Below are 17,786 nucleotides of genomic sequence, written 5' to 3'. Positions count from 1 at the left end.
ACTACTGGTTCCTGGTGGAGTACGACGAGCCCACCACCGGACAGCGGAAGGAACTGAAGGCCCATTTTACCTTGAAACGTTAAAATAAATTATGAGATTAAAAAAGTTTTGTTTAGTAGCATTGACAGCATTGTTTGCGAATATTGGAATAGCACAGGAGGGTGTTCCTATATATTCTGATTATCTATTGGATAATTATTATTTAATTCACCCTTCTATGGCTGGTGTTGCTAATTGTGCTAAAGTAAGATTAACGGCTAGACAGCAATGGTTTGGTGTTGATGATGCACCAAGTTTGCAAACGTTAAGTATAAATGGAAGGTTAGGTGATTCGCCTGTAGCTCTTGGAGGTATCTTATTTAATGATGCTAATGGTTTTCACTCTACAGTTGGAGGCTATGCTACGTTTGCTTATCACTTGATGTTTTCAAGAAATGAAATTGATTTAAACATGTTGTCGTTTGGATTAAGTGCGGGTGTTCTTCAGTATAAGCTGGATGAAACCACCTTTTTAGCACCTGGAGAATTTGATCAACTTATTGCGGGGATTGAACAAAGTGCAACAAATTTTAATATTGACTTTGGGTTTTCATATCATTATGTTGATTTCTATGCGCATTTTACAGCTAAAAATATTTTGACAAATGAAGGAATAAATTTCAATGATCAGGGTTTTGAGTTTGATAACTTGAGAACGTATTTGTTTTCGACGGGATATACTTTTAACAAATTTGGAAGTGATTGGAGTTACGAACCGTCAATTATGTACATGTACAGAGATGCTACTGAGGAATCGACAATTGATATTAATGCTAAAGTATATCGTGAAATGGATTTTGGCAAAATCTGGGGCGGTTTGTCTTATAGAAGAAGTTTGGATGGAGCCGAATTTTTAGATGGTTCGGGTGTTAGTAGTCAACAACTGCAATACTTCACTCCTTTTATTGGGATTGATTATAATAATTTTGTATTTGCTTATACCTATTCTTATCAAGCTAATACTATTAATTTTAATACTGGTGGTTTTCATCAGATTACATTAGGATATAACTTTAATTGTAGGCGAGAGAAGTACGAATGTAATTGTCCTGCAGTTAATTAATAATAAAGGCTCAATTTTAATTGAGCCTTTTTCTTTCAACTTACTACTTTACCATAAGTAGTTTTTCTTTTTAGCCTGTGTTTTTATAGCATTTAACATTGCACTTTCTAGTCCATTATCACTCTGTACCGATTTTTTAGAAATGTATTCGCGTCGCTTCATATTTAATTCTGTAATTTCTTTTTGAAGTTTTTCCCGTTCTTTTCGTTTATTCTCAACATAAGATTTAATTTCTTCTTTAGACTTTTCTTTTAAGTCCTCTGGGAGTTCGTTTTTGTCTAAGTCATCATATGAAAAATCGGTTTCTCTCTCTGCATCAACCAAATCCCATGAACTATTTTTATATAATCGGGAGCTTTTACTAACTGTTCTGCTCACAGCATTAGCTTTATTATAACTTCTTGCATTGGCATCTTGTTCTGCTTGTAATTCCATTTTTCTTCTTCCAGAGCTTCCGTATGCCACATAGGTATTATTCAGTTTTTTGTTAAGTTCAAGAATTTTATCATCATATGGTGAGGCAATATGCACTGTTGCTTTATTATGATTAATGGCCATATAGTCACCATGCGTTAGATCTGCACCATCTTTCCAAAAACCGGAAATACCTTGGTTATAATCTCCACAGAAAATGGTATTGACTGTTACATCGTTTTGATGAGCTAACTTTGAAGCTTCTTTATAACTTACGTTTCCTTGAGTATAGGGTTCATTTCCTGCAATGAAGATAAATTTTAAGTCATCTTTGTTTTCTCCCCAATCTAATTGATTTAATGCAGTTTTAATCACCTTGCCACAGTATTCGTTGCCGCCATTGGTGGTCAATGAGAATAATGATTTAGAAATTTCATCAAGATCTTCACTAAAAGAAATGACCTGTCTTAAATAGCCTTCATCAGCATTTAAATTATCATTACCATATTCATATAATGCAATTTTAAGGTTTGGACTTTCCTCATTACACTTTGCATACGATAACTCATTGACGATTTGCCAAAGCTGAGCTTTAGCCTGATCTATTAACCCATCCATACTGTTGCTTGTGTCTAGTAATAAGGCTACTTTTATTTCTGGCTTTTTTGTGTTTAGCTTCGTTTCAATTGGATTAGCGTTTATGCCTAAATGATTTACTTTTGTTTTTGTATTTGCATTACAAGATGTAAAGTATATGAGGCCTATTAGTATTGCAAAAGCTTTCGATATTGTTTTATTCAGGCCCTCCTTATTTTTTAAGTGTTCGCATTTTTTTTCTGAAGAATTCATAGTTTTTAATTTTTTGTATTTAATTCTTTTACGTCTATTGTTCCATTGGGTGAGATAACATAATATTTATGATCTACTTCGGTTTTGGTGATCGGTTGTGGTTTTTGCTCTTTAGGTTTAGGTGTGAATACCAGTTTTATATTCATACCTATCTGAACTACGGGCTCTAGGATTGATGGATCGATTACTATATCATAGCGTTCATAAGTAAGTGGTTGGTAGTAATACGACGTCTGTTTTTTAGCGCTTGTTACTCCTTTATCTTTTTTTAAAGCTTCAAAAGAAACGCTATTGTACGCTTGATAACTTTGATAGAAGTCCTTTGGGAAGTAGCAATATTTATCATCAGCAATTTTAACGTCATATTCAGATAGATCGAAACCTAAAACACTATAATAGGCTTTCTTATCTTCAATAAGTTTCAACAATTCATCTTGAAGATTTTTATAAACCTCTTGTATGTTTTCGATATAATAATCGACCTTTACAAGGTTGTATACTTCGCTTTTGGCACATGCTTCTAGTATAGATTCAAACTGATTGGTTTTGGTAAATTGGATGTGGATGTTTTGTTGTAGTTCAAAACCTTTAGGAACCTCAGTATAGGTTTTACTAAAGAGTTTCTTAGTGACTTCAACTTCATACACAGGAATAAATGAAATAACGTCTATTGCGATATCTTTTTCTGTAATGCCTAATAAGACCAATCTCTTTTTAATATTGTCTATACGTTCTTTCATAAGCGTATTTGTGGCCTCTGCTGTTGGCCCAATTTGAGATAGGTTGAACATAGCTGTATATGTGCTTGCGCTAACATTTTGAAGCGCCTTTACATCTATCGTTAATACATTGCTAGGTTGCAGAACCTTATTGATGTGTTGTTGAACTGCTGGATTATAGATAGTAGCATTACCGCTCGATAAAATATTTTGGCGCGAAATCTCCCGTGTTATTTGATTGTAGTTTCCTTTATGCTGTGCAGTGATTAGATTATAACATACAATAAGTAGCAAGATGGTTAAATTGCATTTTTTCATGTTTAAATTTGTTTTTTTGATTAACGATGTGGTAAAGCTCTGTTGAAAAAACAACAATAAAAATTCAAAATGAGTAAACAGTGAATACCAATGAGTAAGTAAAAACCATGTTTTAGCCAACAGGTGAAATTAAAGGGTAATATAACCTCAAATTCTTTTCGTTCATTTTCTGAAATCAAATAAAGTATGTAAGTTTAGTTCAACTAAATAATAGATTTGTTGAAAAAACTTAGATCATATTGCTTATTGTCATTTTTCTGTTTCGTAAATCTTTTTGTTTTAGCACAGGATAACAGAAACGCTACAAGTAGTGAAGAAGCTCTATTTACGGTAAGAGGATCAGTTTATATAAAAGGTTCAGGAGAGCCAATAGATAATGTGAGCATACAAATTAACGATGGCAGATACACGCGTACTGATGTTTTTGGGAAGTTTGTTGTTAGGGCTAAAGTAGGAGATAAACTTACCATTAGGCATAAAGATTTTGAAACCATTTTTTATACTATAAGAAGTGATGAGCGCATATCTATTGAAGTCATAGAAGAGAGTATTCGTCAAGCGAGAAGTTCGAAAAGAAATACTACCACAGATCAATTTAATCAAATGATCGATTCCGCCGATGCTTACTTAAAGAAAGATGCGGAGAGAAGTATAAAATTTGTTGGTGATGCCCTAGATATTAATATATCGCCGGAGCAAAGCGCAGAAGCTCATGAGTTGTTGGGTGATATTTATATTTTCTGGAAACAATATGATTTGGCTATTTCGGCCTACAAAATTAGTTTGCAGAATTATGGCACAAATTCAGCCAAGTTAAAACTTGCAAATGCGTATTTGAAGAATGATGATAATGAGAAAAGTCTTGAGATCTATGGTGAGATTGATGAAAATACATTGTCTAATTATCAGAAAACAGTATTCTTTGAAGGATTAGGTGATGCACATCTCAAAGTTAAAAACTATACGGCATCAGTAAGTAATTATCAAAAAGGATTGGAAGTGGCTACTAAACACTTGATTACACCAAAAATTACTGATTTAAATTCAAAAATAGCCGAAGCTTATAATGTAAAAGGAGAAAAAAACAAAGCTAGGGGCTACTATAATAATTCACTGAATTTAGCAGAAAAGGAGAATAAGAAACGAGCGATAGAAGAACAAATTAAAGTTGCAGAATTTAATAGTACTATAGAGGATTATGATAGTGAAATAGAGTTGAGGAAACAAGCAATAGAAAGCATTGAAGATATTGAAAAAGACTCCGTAATACCTAACGAAAGTCCAATTTCATTGCAGAAACAGACCTATAAACTAGGGAATGCCTATCTACTAAATAATGATCTCGATAATGCCATTCCATCCTTTGAGAGAAGTATTGAAGAAGCCGATAAAAAAGGAGATCTCGTTGTGGGCAAAGATGCCACAAGAAAGTTATCAGAAGCGCTCATTAAGAAAGGTGATACAGAGGAAGGCTTGGCCATGATTGAGAATTACGAAAATATAGTAGATGAACTGTATATACAAAAGGAACAAGAAATATCCCAAGCGGCACGATTTAGCAGGAATTTAGCGGAACAACAAAATAGAATTACCTCTCTAGAAAGTGATAGAGAACTCTCTCGAAGCAAGTACGAGTTGACCCAAGAACGCAATAGAGGACAACAGATCATTATTTATTCACTCATAGGTGGATTAGTATTATTTCTTATCACTGGATTTTTTATGTTTAAGTATATTAGACAACAACGTTTAGCCAATAATCTACTGGCATTAAAATCGTTGCGTAGCCAAATGAATCCCCATTTTATATTTAATGCACTTAATTCCGTAAATAGTTTCATTGCCACCAACGATGAGCGTACTGCGAATAAGTATTTATCGGATTTTTCATATTTAATGCGTTCCGTACTAGAGAATAGCGAAGAGGATTTTATTCCATTAAAAAAAGAGATTGAATTATTGTCCTTATACACAAAGCTAGAACATTTTAGGTTTCAAGATAAGTTTGAGTATTCTATAAATGTAGATGAGAAGATCAATGTAGATGAGTTTCTAATCCCACCTATGTTATTACAACCCTATATAGAAAATGCGGTTTGGCACGGGTTACGTTATAAGGAAGAAAAGGGGCATTTGAGCATTACTGTAAAATCTAAATCCAAAAGCGAAATCACAATAACCATAACCGACGATGGTATTGGTAGAAAGCGTTCTAAGGCGTTGAAAACTGCTAATCAAAAGAAGCAGAATTCAAAGGGTATGAATAATATAAAGGAACGTGTTGCTATTTTAAACGAGATGTATAAAGATAAGGTCGACGTAAGCATCGAAGATTATCTAGAACTCGAAGAAGATGTAGGAACTAAAGTTGTCGTAACATTAAAAAAAGATTGACATGAAATTAGAAGCCATATTGGTAGAAGACGAAGAGACAAGTAGGGATATTTTACGAAACTATCTCACAAAATACTGTCCAAATATAAACATTGTTGGCGAAGCGGCCAATGTTGAAGAAGCATTGGAGTTGATTAGGAACAATGTGTTGGATGTGGTATTTCTGGATGTAGAAATGCCATATGGCAATGCTTTTGATTTGTTGGATAAAGTAGGTAATATTAATTTTGAAACTATATTTGTCACCGCATATAACCATTATGCCATTGAAGCGTTAAATGCTCATGCTTCATATTATTTAATGAAACCTATTTCTATAGATGAGTTGATTAAAGCGGTGGATTATGTTACTGAAATTAAGGCCAAAGAAGAAGCCTTACAGGATCAGGTATTGGTGCCCAAAACAAATACTGTTAATGGAAAAATTACCATTCCACAGCAAGACGGATTCGAAATTTTGAATACAGCAGATATTATGTATTGCAAGGCAGATGATAATTACACAGAAATCTATCTTAACAATAACAAAAAGAAATTGGTGAGTAAAACTCTAAAATACATAGAAGAAAGTCTTAAAGATGCTAATTTTGCTCGAGTCCATAAGAGTTATTTGGTAAATGTTAATGAAGTGGTGAAATATATAAAAGGAAAAGGCGGAAGTGTGGTTTTGAGCAATGGAAAGGAAATTATGGTTTCAGCCTCAAAAAAAGCGGACTTGTTATCTTATTTTAAATAAAAAATTACTATGCCAATAATAAAACCAGTAAGAGGAATTTATCCTCAAATTCCAAAAAATTGTTTTGTAGCTGATAATGCCACCATAGTTGGTGAAGTTACCATGGGGAATCATTGCAGTATCTGGTTCAATGCCGTGGTTAGAGGAGACGTTCACTTTATTAAGATGGGTGATAAGGTGAATGTGCAAGATGGTGCCGTAATCCATGCCACGTATCAAAAATCACCAACAACCATTGGTAACAATGTATCCATTGGTCATAATGCTATTGTACATGGTTGTACCATTCACGATGATGTGCTCATAGGTATGGGAAGCATTATAATGGACGATTGTATAGTAGAGAGTAACAGCATTATTGCAGCAGGTGCTGTGGTCACTAAGGGGACACATGTAGAATCTGGTAGTATTTACGCAGGTGTGCCGGCTAAAAAAGTCAAGGATATAAGTGCAGAATTAATCTCAGGTGAAATCAATAGGATTGCTAATAATTATGTGAAGTATTCAGGTTGGTTTAAAGAATAGCTTTGAGTCGGCTTATTAAGTGTTCTATGTTTGATATTTTATCCAAAGCTTCATTATTTAAAACTGTTGAAAGCAACTTGTTTTCTAGCTTTAGTACAATTGGATAAACTATATTGGCGTTAGGAAAATGACTTTCAAATTCATCTTTATGATAGAACATCATGTCTATGTCACTTTCGTTTCTGAAGGTATTCCAAATTTTGTTTTCGGTAAAGGTATTATGGGTTAAGGCACATAAACTGCAAGGGTAAGTCGATGGGCTTAATAATTTGTGTCCTGCGTCAAGAAGCGCATTGACTCTGCCTGAGTTGGCATTATAAACAAAAATCATAGTCATGGTTTATTAGTACCTCTTAAAATACAAACCTTACTAAAAATCTAAATAGGAGGTTTCAAATTCACTATTTATTATTGCATTCAAGATATCAAGGTTTCCGTTAGTGAACAATTTAATTGACGGAGGCTGTGTATTTTTATTTAATAAATTATGTTGTAACAGGATTGCTTTAGTCTGTTTTGCCACGGCTAAACCAGAATCGATTATGCTAACGTGTTCTGGAAGCATCTGTGTAAGCATAGGTATTAGGTAAGGGTAATGCGTACAGCCAAGAACTAAATAATCGATATTTTCTTTTAGCATAGGCTCTAAATAAACAGCCAGTAACTCTTTCATTTCATTAGACTGTAATTTGCCAGATTCTATTAAAGGAACAATACCTTCACCAACTTGTTCTACAACTTTAATGCCTCTAGCGTACAAATCTGAAGTCTTGTGAAATAATTGGCTACTTAGTGTGCCTTTGGTGGCTAATATACCAACTGTCTTTGTTTTAGTGTTTAAAGCAGCTGGCTTTATAGCAGGTTCTATACCAATAAAGGGAATTTTATAGTTGGCTCTCAGGTAAGATATGGCATTAGTTGTTGCTGTATTGCAGGCTACTACTATAAGCTTACAACCTTTACTGAGTAATAGTTCTGTGTTCTTAATGCTTAATCGAAGAATATCGAAAGATGATTTGTTTCCATAAGGCGCATTAATACTATCAGCCAAATAGATACAATTCTCATTTGGTAGTAATGCATTAATCTCTTTGAAGATAGATGTACCACCAATTCCAGAATCAAATATGCCGATAGGTTGCTTACTCATAATTACCACAAAAATAAAAAGTCGCTGCGAATGAGCGACTTTTATGTGTTTATGTTTAATTAGTTTTTTTAGATTCCTAATTCGGCTTTGACATCTATCATAAGGTCTTTACCCTTGGCAACAATTAATCCACCAGCTTCTAGGACATAATCAAAACCTTGAGCCGCAGCAACTTTTTCTATAGCAACTTTTGCTTTTTCCGTTATTGGCTTAAGAAGGTCAAATTCTTTCTTTTGCAGATCTTGTTGTGCATTTTGTTGAAATTGTGTTAGGCTTTGTTTCATGCCCTCAACTTCTTTCATACGTTCTACATTGGTTTCCTCAGTTTGGCTTTCTGCTTCTGCATTGTATTGCTTAAGCTTATTGTCTAGCTCTTTTAAAGAATCCTGAATTTGAGCCTCATAAGTTTTTCCAAGTTTTTCTATTTCAGCTTGTGCTGATTTATATTCTGGCATTGCCTTTATTAATTCTTGGGTATTAATATGTGCAATCTTACTTTGAGCAGACATAAAGCTTGTTGCTCCTATAAACAATGCTGTTGCAAATAATAGCGATTTTAAATGTTTACTCACGTATAATCCATTTATTTTAGTGAGTCCGTGAATCTTTGATTTCATTTTTTCTAAATTGTATTTGTGTGTTATAATTATTAATTGTTTTCTCTCTCCTCTTTCTTAGCATTTGCTATAGAATCTCTTCGTTTTAATTGTTTTTCGCGTTCTTCGCGTGCTTTTTTCCGTTGTTCCTGTATTTTCTTTTTTCTTTCCTCTAAGGCCTTTCTTCTTCTTTCTCTGTCTTGTGCTTTTATTTCTGCAGCTGTTAAAGGCTTTTTTGCGGTAGTAGAATCCTTTTTTATAGTGCCTTTGTTTTCTGTATTGTCTGTCTCCAAAGCATCTTTTTCTTCTATTGCATTTTGTGTCTGTGCCTTTTCAGTAGTATCTTCTTTCAATTCTGACTGTGTTTCAGTCTCTTCAGTTTCAGTCTCTTCAAGTACAGATTCTTCAGATTCAGACTTTTTCTTGTTACGTTCGTCTATAACCCTTTGGCGACGTGCATCAGCTTCACGCTTCTTTGCAGCCCTTATAGAATCTTGCCTTGCTCTTCTTGCTTCCAATGCTTTTTCACGCTCGGCACGTTTAGCTGCTAATTCTGCCTCTCTGGCTGCTTTTCTTTCTTCTAGAGCTTTTTGTCTTTCGTCTTTTTCTTCACTTACTACAGGAACAACCTCTTCATTTTCTAATTCTTTTCGTTCTTTTTTGCTTTTTGCTTGATTGCGACGTGATGTTCGGGTAATTGTTCTCAAGACTTGTTCGCTAATATCGTAACGCTCAGCGGAATATAGCATAACCACATCAGCGGATTTGTCGAAGACAAAATCGAATTTTTTGGTCTCTGCTATTTGTTGTACAGCTGCAAAAATTTGATCTTGAACTGGTTCTATCAACTGGCGTTTTTGAATAATCATATCTCCTTCTGGACCAAAGCGCTTTTGTTGATAGTCTAATATCTCAGCTTCCTCAAAGGAAATGTCTTCCATTCTTTCTTCATAGAGTTCCTTGGTTAAAAGAACACTTTCATTTTCTAGTTCTTTTTTTTTCTGCTCAATAACATTAAGCTTCTTCTCTATTTCCGTTTTCCATTGCTGAACTTTCTTATCTAGCTGTGTTGAGGCTTCTTGATATTCTGATACATTTTGTAAAATATATTCAGTATCGATATAACCTATCCTGACACCACGTTGTGCGTTAACACTAAAGCTCATTAGACCTATTGTTGTCAATAAAAAAAGAACTTTAAATTTCATCATGATTAAATATTTGTTTTGAGACATTTTTTGTTAACCAAACGTTTATTCGTTTTTTAGTGCTATTCGGCTTCAAATGTAACGAAATAAATGATTAAAAATTTTAACACCATGTTGAAATACTTATATACAGTTAGAAAATATCGTGCCAAACTTAAAATTGTTGTCCAATTATGAAGTGCGTTTGCCATCCGCTTTTTTCTATGTCACCAGGAATTGGATCGAATCCATGCCCAAAATCAATACCCAAGAGACCAAAGGCAGGCATAAATATTCTTAGTCCAAATCCAGCAGATCTTTGCAGATCAAAAGGATTAAAATCTCTAAAACTATTTACTGATTGACCTCCTTCTAAAAAGGACAGTCCATATATTTTTGCTTGGGCGCCCAAGGTTATAGGGTAGCGTAACTCAAGAGAAAACTTATTGTATATGGAGCCACCATCTTGGGAGGATAACGATTGGTTTGGATAACCTCTAAGTTGTATAATTTCTCTTCCGTCGAGTGCAAAGTTTCCTAGACCATCGCCACCGACAAAGAAACGTTCAAAAGGAATAACCCCTCTATCATTATTATATGCGCCTAAGAAGCCAAACTCCACACTAGGTCTTAGGACTAACTTCTTGGTAAGTTCTGTAAACCAATCTGCCTTAAACTTTATTTTGTAAAATTCAAGCCATTCGAAACGTTCTTGGTCAATTTCTCCTATACGTGCAAAATCATCTGGGTCTGTAGGGTCTAATTGATCTCTTTCTTCTCTAAGAGCTTTATAATCTACACCATTAACTAAAGAGTATGGAAAAGAAAATTTAGCAGAAACCGTAAAATTAGATCCACCCGTAGGGAAAATAGGATCTGTATAAAGGTTATTTCTACTTAAACCTATTGTGTACGATAGATTGTTTGCCGATCCATCTCCAAATGTAAACAATCCTGTATTGTAATTTTTTAGATCATAGTTCTGGTAACTTAGTGCTTGCGAAAGCAAGAAAAAATCATCTGGTTTATTTAGCCTAGTGGAAACGCCTACAGTTAAACCTAGGATATTAAATCTTCGATCTCTATCTGCTCTTCGAGTTTGAGGGTTGAACAAAAATTGTCTAGAATATGATATAGAAGTAGATAGTTGAAAAGGTTTTTTGCCACCTAACCACGGTTCACTAAACGAAAAGCTATAGGTTTGAAAAAACTGACTAGCTTGAAGCCTCAAAGCAAGACTTTGTCCGTCACCTCTTGGGACAGGCTTATAGGCTTCTTTTTTAAGGATATCCTTTATGGCAAAGTTGTTAAATGACAACCCTAAGGTGCCAATAAATCCTCCACCTCCATAACCTCCTTGTAGTTGAATCTGACTCGATCCTTGCTCAACAACTTCATATTCTATATCCAGAGTACCGTCTACAGGATTAGGATTTTTAATATTAGGGACAAGTTGTTGTGCATCAAAAAAACCAAGCTGACCTAATTCACGTAGTGTTCTAATAATCTGCGATTTACTGTATAATTCTCCAGGTCGAGTTCTTATCTCTCTATATATAACATGGTCATTAGTAACATCATTACCTACTACCGTTACATTATTAAAATAAGCAGGTTTTCCTTCCGAAATGCGTATTTCCATGTCAATTACATTTCCTTCTGCACTTACTTCAACAGGGTTAATTGTTGAGAATAGATATCCTGTATTCTGATAGGCATTTGTTAAACTAGACGCGTCGGGATCATTTGGGTCATCGATACGTTCCCTAAGTTCTACACCATTATAAGTGTCTCCTTCTTTAATGCCTAGAAAAATGGCCAACTGCCTATCTGAATAAATCGTATTTCCTACAAAATCAATTTTACCAAAAGTGTACTTTTCGCCTTCTTCAACCTTAATATCTAAGCTTATCGTTTTGTCGTTGTTGTAGATTATGGAGTCTGATATAATTCTAGCATCACGATATCCATTTTCTTTATACTTATCTATAACACTTACCAGATCTTCGCTGTAGTCTTCTTCGATATATTTTGAGCGTTTAAAAATTCGAATTGGGTTTTTTTGCTTCGTGTTTTTCATTGCTTTTCGAAGCTTTTTGCTCTTTAGTTTTTCATTACCAATAAAGTTTATTTTTTTGATCTTTACTTTTTCACCCTTATCAATTTTAACGAGCATATTTACACGCTCTTTTTCCATGGAATCGATAACTTTTGAGGTAGATATGGCTACTTTAGTGTTTAAAAACCCTTTTTTCTTGTATTTATTTGTGAGATAGTTTCTGGTTGTAGCAATAAGGTTTTCGGTGACTTTTTGTCCAGGTTGCAACTTATTTTCGCTAATTATCTCATCTTTTTTACCTTTTTTGACACCTAGAATAGTAACGTCCTTAAGTTCTGGGAGATCTATAAGGTTAATCTCTAAGTCGGCGGTATTGCCATCAATATTTGTGATAAAAATATCTATACTACTGAAAAGATTGGATTTCCAAAGTGTTTTAACAGCATTGGCGATTTTTTCACCACCAACTTGCATTTCTTCATTTTTTCGAAGCTTAGAATATGCTATAATCGTTTGCGGGCTAAAGTTGGTATTTCCCGTAACGGTAATTTCTTTAATTAAATAAGTGTTGCCAGCATTACTCTGTCCATTACTACTAAAAGAAATTACGAATAGTAGTAAAGTAATTATAAAGGTTGCAAAGGATTTTGATTGACTTATATTAAGTAAGTTGTTCGCTTGTTTTTCCAAATCTTCGTTCTCTATTTTGATAATTTATGAGTGCTTCATACAGATTTTCCTTTTTAAAATCTGGCCATAAAATATCTGTAAAATATAATTCTGCATAGGCAATTTGCCAAAGCAAAAAATTACTGATTCTTTGTTCACCGCTTGTGCGAATTAGCAGGTCAACGTCTGGTAAATTTTGCGTGTAAAGATGCTTATTTATAATGGATTCATCAATACTTTCGGGCGAAATTATATTATTTTTAACTTTAAGTGATAATTCTTTAATAACATTAACAATTTCTTCGCGAGAACCATAACTTAATGCCAAGGTTAATGTCATATTCGTATTATTTTTTGTTTTTTCTATAACATCCAATAGTTCTTGATGAGCCTTTTTTGGTAAATCGTGAAGGCAGCCAATGGCAGACAATTTTATATTATTGTCTTGCAAAGTTTTAATTTCTTTCTTTAGGGATTTTACTAAAAGTTTCATTAAGGTCTGAACTTCTAGTTTAGGTCTATTCCAATTTTCGGTAGAAAATGCGTAAAGTGTTAAGTTTTTTATACCAATTTCAGCACTGGCTTCTACAGCTTGCCTTACTGCCTTTGTGCCATTTTCATGTCCTATAACACGCATTAGACCTTTTTGTTTCGCCCAACGACCATTGCCGTCCATGATAATGGCTACATGATTAGGGAGCTTATCTTTATGTATTTGTTCTTCTAGGTCCATTTAAAAATTGCAATAGCAAGGTCTTCTTCCAAAGGTGTAAGTTAGTGTAATTCCTGAAAATACATACCAATCATTGCTATTTGTATTTCCAAAACTAAACTCTTCAAGGGATGCATCAGATGGAACACTACCATCTAATTCATCTGAAAAGGTATAGCGGGCTCCTATTTCTGCTGCTAAAACCAAATGATTACTTATATTAGACTTATAGCCTAAAACCATTGGGATACCTAAGGCCCAACTGCTAGTATTTTCGGAAGTGTATTCGCCAATCTGATTAAAAAAATAATTGTCATGGTTTGCTACTGATATTCCAGAGTACAGATAAGGTGTCCCTTTTATACCACTAGTATGTAAATCAAATTCCCAGAACGTAAATTCCATACCTGCAGAGGCTTCAAAAACACTAGTATTAAAACTATAACCACGTTGTATACGTCTTTGGTCATCAGATTTACCATCGATACCTTCTAAATCCGAGAAAATAAATGAGGCTCTAAATGAATGTCTGGGACTTCTGTTCCATTTTAAAATAGCACCAATAGCAACTTGGTTAGGAGATATATAATTTGTAGCACCTACATCGCCAATAAAATTACTTCCTCCTAAAAATACGCCCACCTCATAGATTTGGGCTTCAGTGTTTTGGAAGCTATATACACATATAAAAAATAGGAATAAATACCTCATAAATTTTTTAAAGTTCGCAAATATAACAATTATGATTAGCCTATAATAATTTGACATAAAATGTCTTACAGATAAACAGTTTTTATAAGTATTTATTGTATGAAAATGACGTTTAATTGCGTCTGTCTTCACCCCAAAGTAGCTTTTTTCTAAGGGTGTCTAAAAAGGTCTCGTCTAAGCGCTCTACCATCTTAATTACAAAATCTGCCTTTTTTACGGTTACAGAAGTGGTATTGGGAAGTGTTACTATTCTAGAATCTAAAGACATTAAAAACTGATCTTCTCTGCCATCGACTCCAAAAGTAACTGTAGTATTATCAGGAATAATTAGTGGGCGAGCACTGAGATTGTGTGGTGCAATGGGTGTTAATGCAAAATTCTTGGCATCAGGAGCTATTACGGGTCCACCACAACTTAAGGAATACCCTGTTGAACCTGTTGGCGTTGAAAGTATGAGGCCGTCAGCCCAATAAGAAGTTAAATATTCGCCGTTGAGGTGGGTTTTTACGGTAATCATTGAGGTTGTATTCTTTCTACTCAGAGCAATCTCATTAAGAGCAAAATTAGTTTCTAGAATATCACTATTTGTTGGTTGCGTAGTAACACTTAGCAAGGATCGTTCTGAAATTGTATAATCGCCTCTTAATACTTCAGAAAGAGAAATGTCTATGTCATCTGTTTGAATAGTGGCTAAAAATCCCAATCGTCCTGTATTTATTCCTACAATGGGGATGCCCAGATCCCTAACATAAGTTATGGCTCTTAGAATAGTACCATCACCACCAATACTTATAAGTAAATTATAGCTTTTGTCTAGATGGGTAAACGTTTTGATTTTGGAATTGTTCTTTAACGCTTCGTTTTGTTGCTTAAGGAAATTGGTCTCAGCAAATATCTCAACGCCATGGTCTAAAAGAACCTTTATGAGAATTTCAAAAGCTTTTTGTGTAGATTCTTTGGCATAATTCTGACCATAAACAGCTACCTTCATAAGTTACATATTTAGGTATTTATCTAAATATTGTGAGCGCTCTTTCAAACTCTCAATATAAGAGTCCTCTTCGTGTCCAGATATAATATTATAACTGTAGCGTCTAAAGGTTTGTATAATATCGTTAAGGCTTGTATTACTAATTTTTAGCGTAATTTGAACCAAATCAGTGCTCATTTTAGAAATAAATGCTCCCAATAATTTAGCATCATTAGACTCTACAATTTGACTAATTTCACTAAAGGAATAATCGTGAATGCCCTTTTCTATGATAATAATACCACCTGGTTCTGCAAAAAAAGGTGTTTCGTTGAATAGATGAATAATGTCATTAAGCTCGTAATAGCCTAAATAGGTATTGCTCTCATCTAATACAGGCATTATGTTAGAATCGTGCTCAGCAAAGGCTTCGAGCACATCTAGCCAATTAGTTGTGGTTCTCACAAAAAATCCTTCAATGGTATAATTGCAGTCGTTAATAGATTTTTCACCATCAAAACAATGTGCGTCAGTCTCAGAGATACAGCCTAAATAAACGCCTTCTTTTTTAATAGGAATATGTGAGTAAGTCAACTGATTAAAAAGCATTTGCAAATCGCTTATTTTATCAGTGATACTTAATGGTTTTATATCATTTATAACAAAATCCTGTAACTGCATAAATTGGGTTTCAATGTCTTGCAAATTAATCAAAAATAACCATAAAAACCCAAGATGAGTTCTGTATTTTTGTCATTCAAAATCTAACAGAATGGCAAAATTAAGTGTTAATATAAACAAGATTGCAACACTAAGAAATAGTAGAGGCGGCAATGTGCCCAATGTGGTGCAATTTGCAAAAGATGTACAGCATTTTGGGGCTGAGGGAGTAACAATTCATCCTAGACCAGATGAGCGCCATATTCGTTATAGCGATGTTTACGATTTAAAACCAGAAATTTATACAGAATATAATATTGAGGGTAATCCCATTCCGAAGTTTATCGATATGGTTTTAGAGGTAAAGCCAACGCAAGTTACCTTAGTACCAGATGCTGAAGATGCTATTACGTCCAATGCTGGTTGGGATACGATTAAACACAAGGATTTTCTGGTAGACGTTATAAAGGAATTTAAGAACAATGGTATAAGAACATCGATTTTTGTTGACCCAGATTTGCATCAAATTGAAGGTGCAAAGGAAACAGGAACTGAAAGAATTGAGCTTTATACCGAAGCCTATGCCCATCAATATAGTTTAGGTAACAAAGAGGCCATAAAACCTTATATGGAATGTGCTGGTTTAGCAAATGCTTTGGGTGTAGGTGTAAATGCTGGACATGATCTATCCTTAGATAACATTACCTTTTTTAAAGAAAATATCACTGGACTTTTAGAAGTTTCAATAGGCCATGCTTTAATATCTGAAAGTCTGTACCTTGGTGTTGAAAATGTCATTAAAATGTATCTGGACAAACTAAAATGATTTTACATTCTAATATTATAGGAAAAGGAAGTCCTTTTGTGATTTTACACGGCTTTTTAGGAATGGGTGATAACTGGAAAACGTTGGCTAGGCAATTTTCTGAGTCGAACTTTGAAGTGCATTTGGTCGATCAGCGCAATCATGGCCGTAGCTTTCATAATGAGGGGTTTGATTACGAGTTGATGGTAGAAGATCTAAAGCAATACTGTGACGAAAATAGTTTGAGCAATATTGTATTATTAGGCCATTCCATGGGAGGAAAAACGGCCATGCTATTCGCAACGACTTATCCGAATTTGGTAAGTAAGCTTTTGGTGGCCGACATTTCACCGCGATATTATCCTATACATCATGATGCTATTCTAGAAGGCCTTAGCAAGTTAGATTTTTCTGAAATTAAAAGTAGAGGTGACGCAGATAAGGTTTTAAGTAATTACGTTCCTGAAGCTGGTACACGCATGTTCTTACTAAAAAATTTGTATTGGGTAGAGAAAGGACAGTTGGGTTTGCGAATAAATCTACCCGTTCTAAAAGAGCATGTTTCAGAAGTAGGTGAAGCTTTACCAGCGCACGCTACATTTAAAAAGGAAACAATATTCCTAAGAGGCGATCGCTCAGAATATATTGGGCCTCAAGATGAAGCTATTATACATCGCCATTTTTCGCATTCAGAAGTGATAACTATTCAAAATGCTGGTCATTGGTTGCATGCTGAAAATCCTAAAGATTTTTATGGAGCTGTTATAAATTTTATATCTTGAAAACATTATGAATATAATTCTCAAACTTTTACTTAATGCAGTCGCCGTTTTTGTGCTTGCGGAAATTCTTAATGGTGTTTACGTGGACAATTACTTAACGTCACTCCTTGTTGCCGTAGTAATTTCAATTCTCAATGTATTAGTTAAGCCTATTTTGGTCATTTTAACTTTGCCCGCAACTATTCTTTCGCTAGGGCTGTTTTTATTTGTTATTAATGCTGTAATTATTCTATTGGCCGATAAACTGATAGACGGTTTCAGGGTAGATGGTATATGGACAGCTATACTATTTAGTGTCTTGCTTTCTATCCTACAATCATTGTTACATTCGCTTTTAAAAACCGATAAAAAGTAGCTATTAATCAAAGGCTTAAAACTGTTGTTGGGTTGCGAAAAATGTTGTATTTTTGCAGCCCAATTTTAGTTTC

General features: G+C 34.3%; 18 protein-coding genes. 7 read left to right on the top strand and 11 right to left on the bottom strand.

Annotated features, from left to right (window positions below):
- The first annotated feature begins 91 nt into the window (after positions 1-91).
- Complete coding sequence (locus Q0972_RS14500; RefSeq protein WP_299366828.1) at positions 92-1,102, top strand: type IX secretion system membrane protein PorP/SprF; 1,011 nt, start codon at positions 92-94, stop codon at positions 1,100-1,102.
- Positions 1,103-1,150: 48 nt separating this feature from the next.
- Here the strand turns inward: Q0972_RS14500 and Q0972_RS14495 are convergent, their stop codons facing one another.
- Both Q0972_RS14495 and Q0972_RS14490 read right to left on the bottom strand, forming a co-directional pair.
- A complete protein-coding gene (locus Q0972_RS14495) occupies positions 1,151-2,365 on the bottom strand; it encodes a vWA domain-containing protein (protein ID WP_299366826.1) in 1,215 nt (404 codons plus the stop codon).
- A 5-nt stretch (positions 2,366-2,370) separates the two neighbouring features.
- Positions 2,371-3,402 (bottom strand): SIMPL domain-containing protein, encoded by a 1,032-nt coding sequence (locus Q0972_RS14490; RefSeq protein ID WP_299366824.1) that lies wholly within the window; start codon positions 3,400-3,402, stop codon positions 2,371-2,373.
- 219 nt (positions 3,403-3,621) lie between these two features.
- Here Q0972_RS14490 and Q0972_RS14485 point away from each other — a divergent pair, with 219 nt between their 5' ends.
- From Q0972_RS14485 to Q0972_RS14475, 3 genes are read left to right on the top strand one after another with little or no spacing between them, the layout of a single operon-like run.
- Positions 3,622-5,796 carry a histidine kinase gene (locus Q0972_RS14485; RefSeq protein WP_299366822.1) on the top strand — a complete coding sequence of 725 codons (2,175 nt, stop codon included), beginning with the start codon at positions 3,622-3,624 and terminating at the stop codon, positions 5,794-5,796.
- Position 5,797: 1 nt separating this feature from the next.
- Complete coding sequence (locus Q0972_RS14480; protein ID WP_299366800.1) at positions 5,798-6,532, top strand: LytTR family DNA-binding domain-containing protein; 735 nt, start codon at positions 5,798-5,800, stop codon at positions 6,530-6,532.
- 9 nt (positions 6,533-6,541) lie between these two features.
- Complete coding sequence (locus tag Q0972_RS14475; protein ID WP_299366797.1) at positions 6,542-7,057, top strand: gamma carbonic anhydrase family protein; 516 nt, start codon at positions 6,542-6,544, stop codon at positions 7,055-7,057.
- Here Q0972_RS14475 and Q0972_RS14470 read toward each other — a convergent pair.
- The 9 genes from Q0972_RS14470 to Q0972_RS14430 all read right to left on the bottom strand — a co-directional run bounded on the left by Q0972_RS14470 (position 7,047) and on the right by Q0972_RS14430 (position 15,792).
- Positions 7,047-7,394: a GTPase gene (locus tag Q0972_RS14470; protein WP_299366794.1), complete on the bottom strand. Its 348-nt coding sequence runs from the start codon at positions 7,392-7,394 to the stop codon at positions 7,047-7,049. The two genes, Q0972_RS14475 and Q0972_RS14470, sit on opposite strands and share 11 nt — an antisense overlap.
- A gap of 33 nt (positions 7,395-7,427) precedes the next feature.
- Positions 7,428-8,207: a glutamate racemase gene (gene murI / locus Q0972_RS14465; RefSeq protein ID WP_299366791.1), complete on the bottom strand. Its 780-nt coding sequence runs from the start codon at positions 8,205-8,207 to the stop codon at positions 7,428-7,430.
- Between the two features lie 68 nt (positions 8,208-8,275).
- Entirely contained in the window at positions 8,276-8,824 is a 549-nt protein-coding gene (locus Q0972_RS14460) for an OmpH family outer membrane protein (RefSeq protein ID WP_299366789.1), read from the bottom strand.
- Positions 8,825-8,856: 32 nt separating this feature from the next.
- A complete protein-coding gene (locus tag Q0972_RS14455) occupies positions 8,857-10,014 on the bottom strand; it encodes an OmpH family outer membrane protein (RefSeq protein WP_299366786.1) in 1,158 nt (385 codons plus the stop codon).
- Between the two features lie 151 nt (positions 10,015-10,165).
- Positions 10,166-12,739: a POTRA domain-containing protein gene (locus Q0972_RS14450; RefSeq protein ID WP_299366783.1), complete on the bottom strand. Its 2,574-nt coding sequence runs from the start codon at positions 12,737-12,739 to the stop codon at positions 10,166-10,168.
- Entirely contained in the window at positions 12,711-13,451 is a 741-nt protein-coding gene (locus Q0972_RS14445) for an isoprenyl transferase (protein ID WP_299366780.1), read from the bottom strand. Before Q0972_RS14445 ends, Q0972_RS14450 begins: the two co-directional genes overlap by 29 nt.
- Positions 13,452-14,141: a DUF6089 family protein gene (locus Q0972_RS14440; RefSeq protein WP_299366777.1), complete on the bottom strand. Its 690-nt coding sequence runs from the start codon at positions 14,139-14,141 to the stop codon at positions 13,452-13,454.
- 112 nt (positions 14,142-14,253) lie between these two features.
- On the bottom strand, positions 14,254-15,132 hold the full coding sequence (locus tag Q0972_RS14435) for an NAD kinase (RefSeq protein ID WP_299366775.1): 879 nt from the start codon (positions 15,130-15,132) through the stop codon (positions 14,254-14,256).
- A gap of 3 nt (positions 15,133-15,135) precedes the next feature.
- Entirely contained in the window at positions 15,136-15,792 is a 657-nt protein-coding gene (locus Q0972_RS14430; protein WP_299366772.1) for a CBS domain-containing protein, read from the bottom strand.
- A 91-nt stretch (positions 15,793-15,883) separates the two neighbouring features.
- Between Q0972_RS14430 and Q0972_RS14425 the strand changes: the two genes are divergently transcribed.
- The 3 genes from Q0972_RS14425 to Q0972_RS14415 are packed head-to-tail and all read left to right on the top strand — an operon-like array spanning position 15,884 to position 17,713.
- A complete protein-coding gene (locus tag Q0972_RS14425; protein WP_299366769.1) occupies positions 15,884-16,597 on the top strand; it encodes a pyridoxine 5'-phosphate synthase in 714 nt (237 codons plus the stop codon).
- Positions 16,594-17,358 carry an alpha/beta fold hydrolase gene (locus Q0972_RS14420; protein ID WP_299366766.1) on the top strand — a complete coding sequence of 255 codons (765 nt, stop codon included), beginning with the start codon at positions 16,594-16,596 and terminating at the stop codon, positions 17,356-17,358. Before Q0972_RS14425 ends, Q0972_RS14420 begins: the two co-directional genes overlap by 4 nt.
- A gap of 7 nt (positions 17,359-17,365) precedes the next feature.
- Positions 17,366-17,713: a phage holin family protein gene (locus Q0972_RS14415; RefSeq protein WP_299366763.1), complete on the top strand. Its 348-nt coding sequence runs from the start codon at positions 17,366-17,368 to the stop codon at positions 17,711-17,713.
- Positions 17,714-17,786: the final 73 nt, after the last annotated feature.

This window comes from Winogradskyella sp. (assembly GCF_028282165.1).
GTDB lineage: Bacteria > Bacteroidota > Bacteroidia > Flavobacteriales > Flavobacteriaceae > Winogradskyella.
This window is presented reverse-complemented; position numbering and strand designations above follow the sequence as displayed.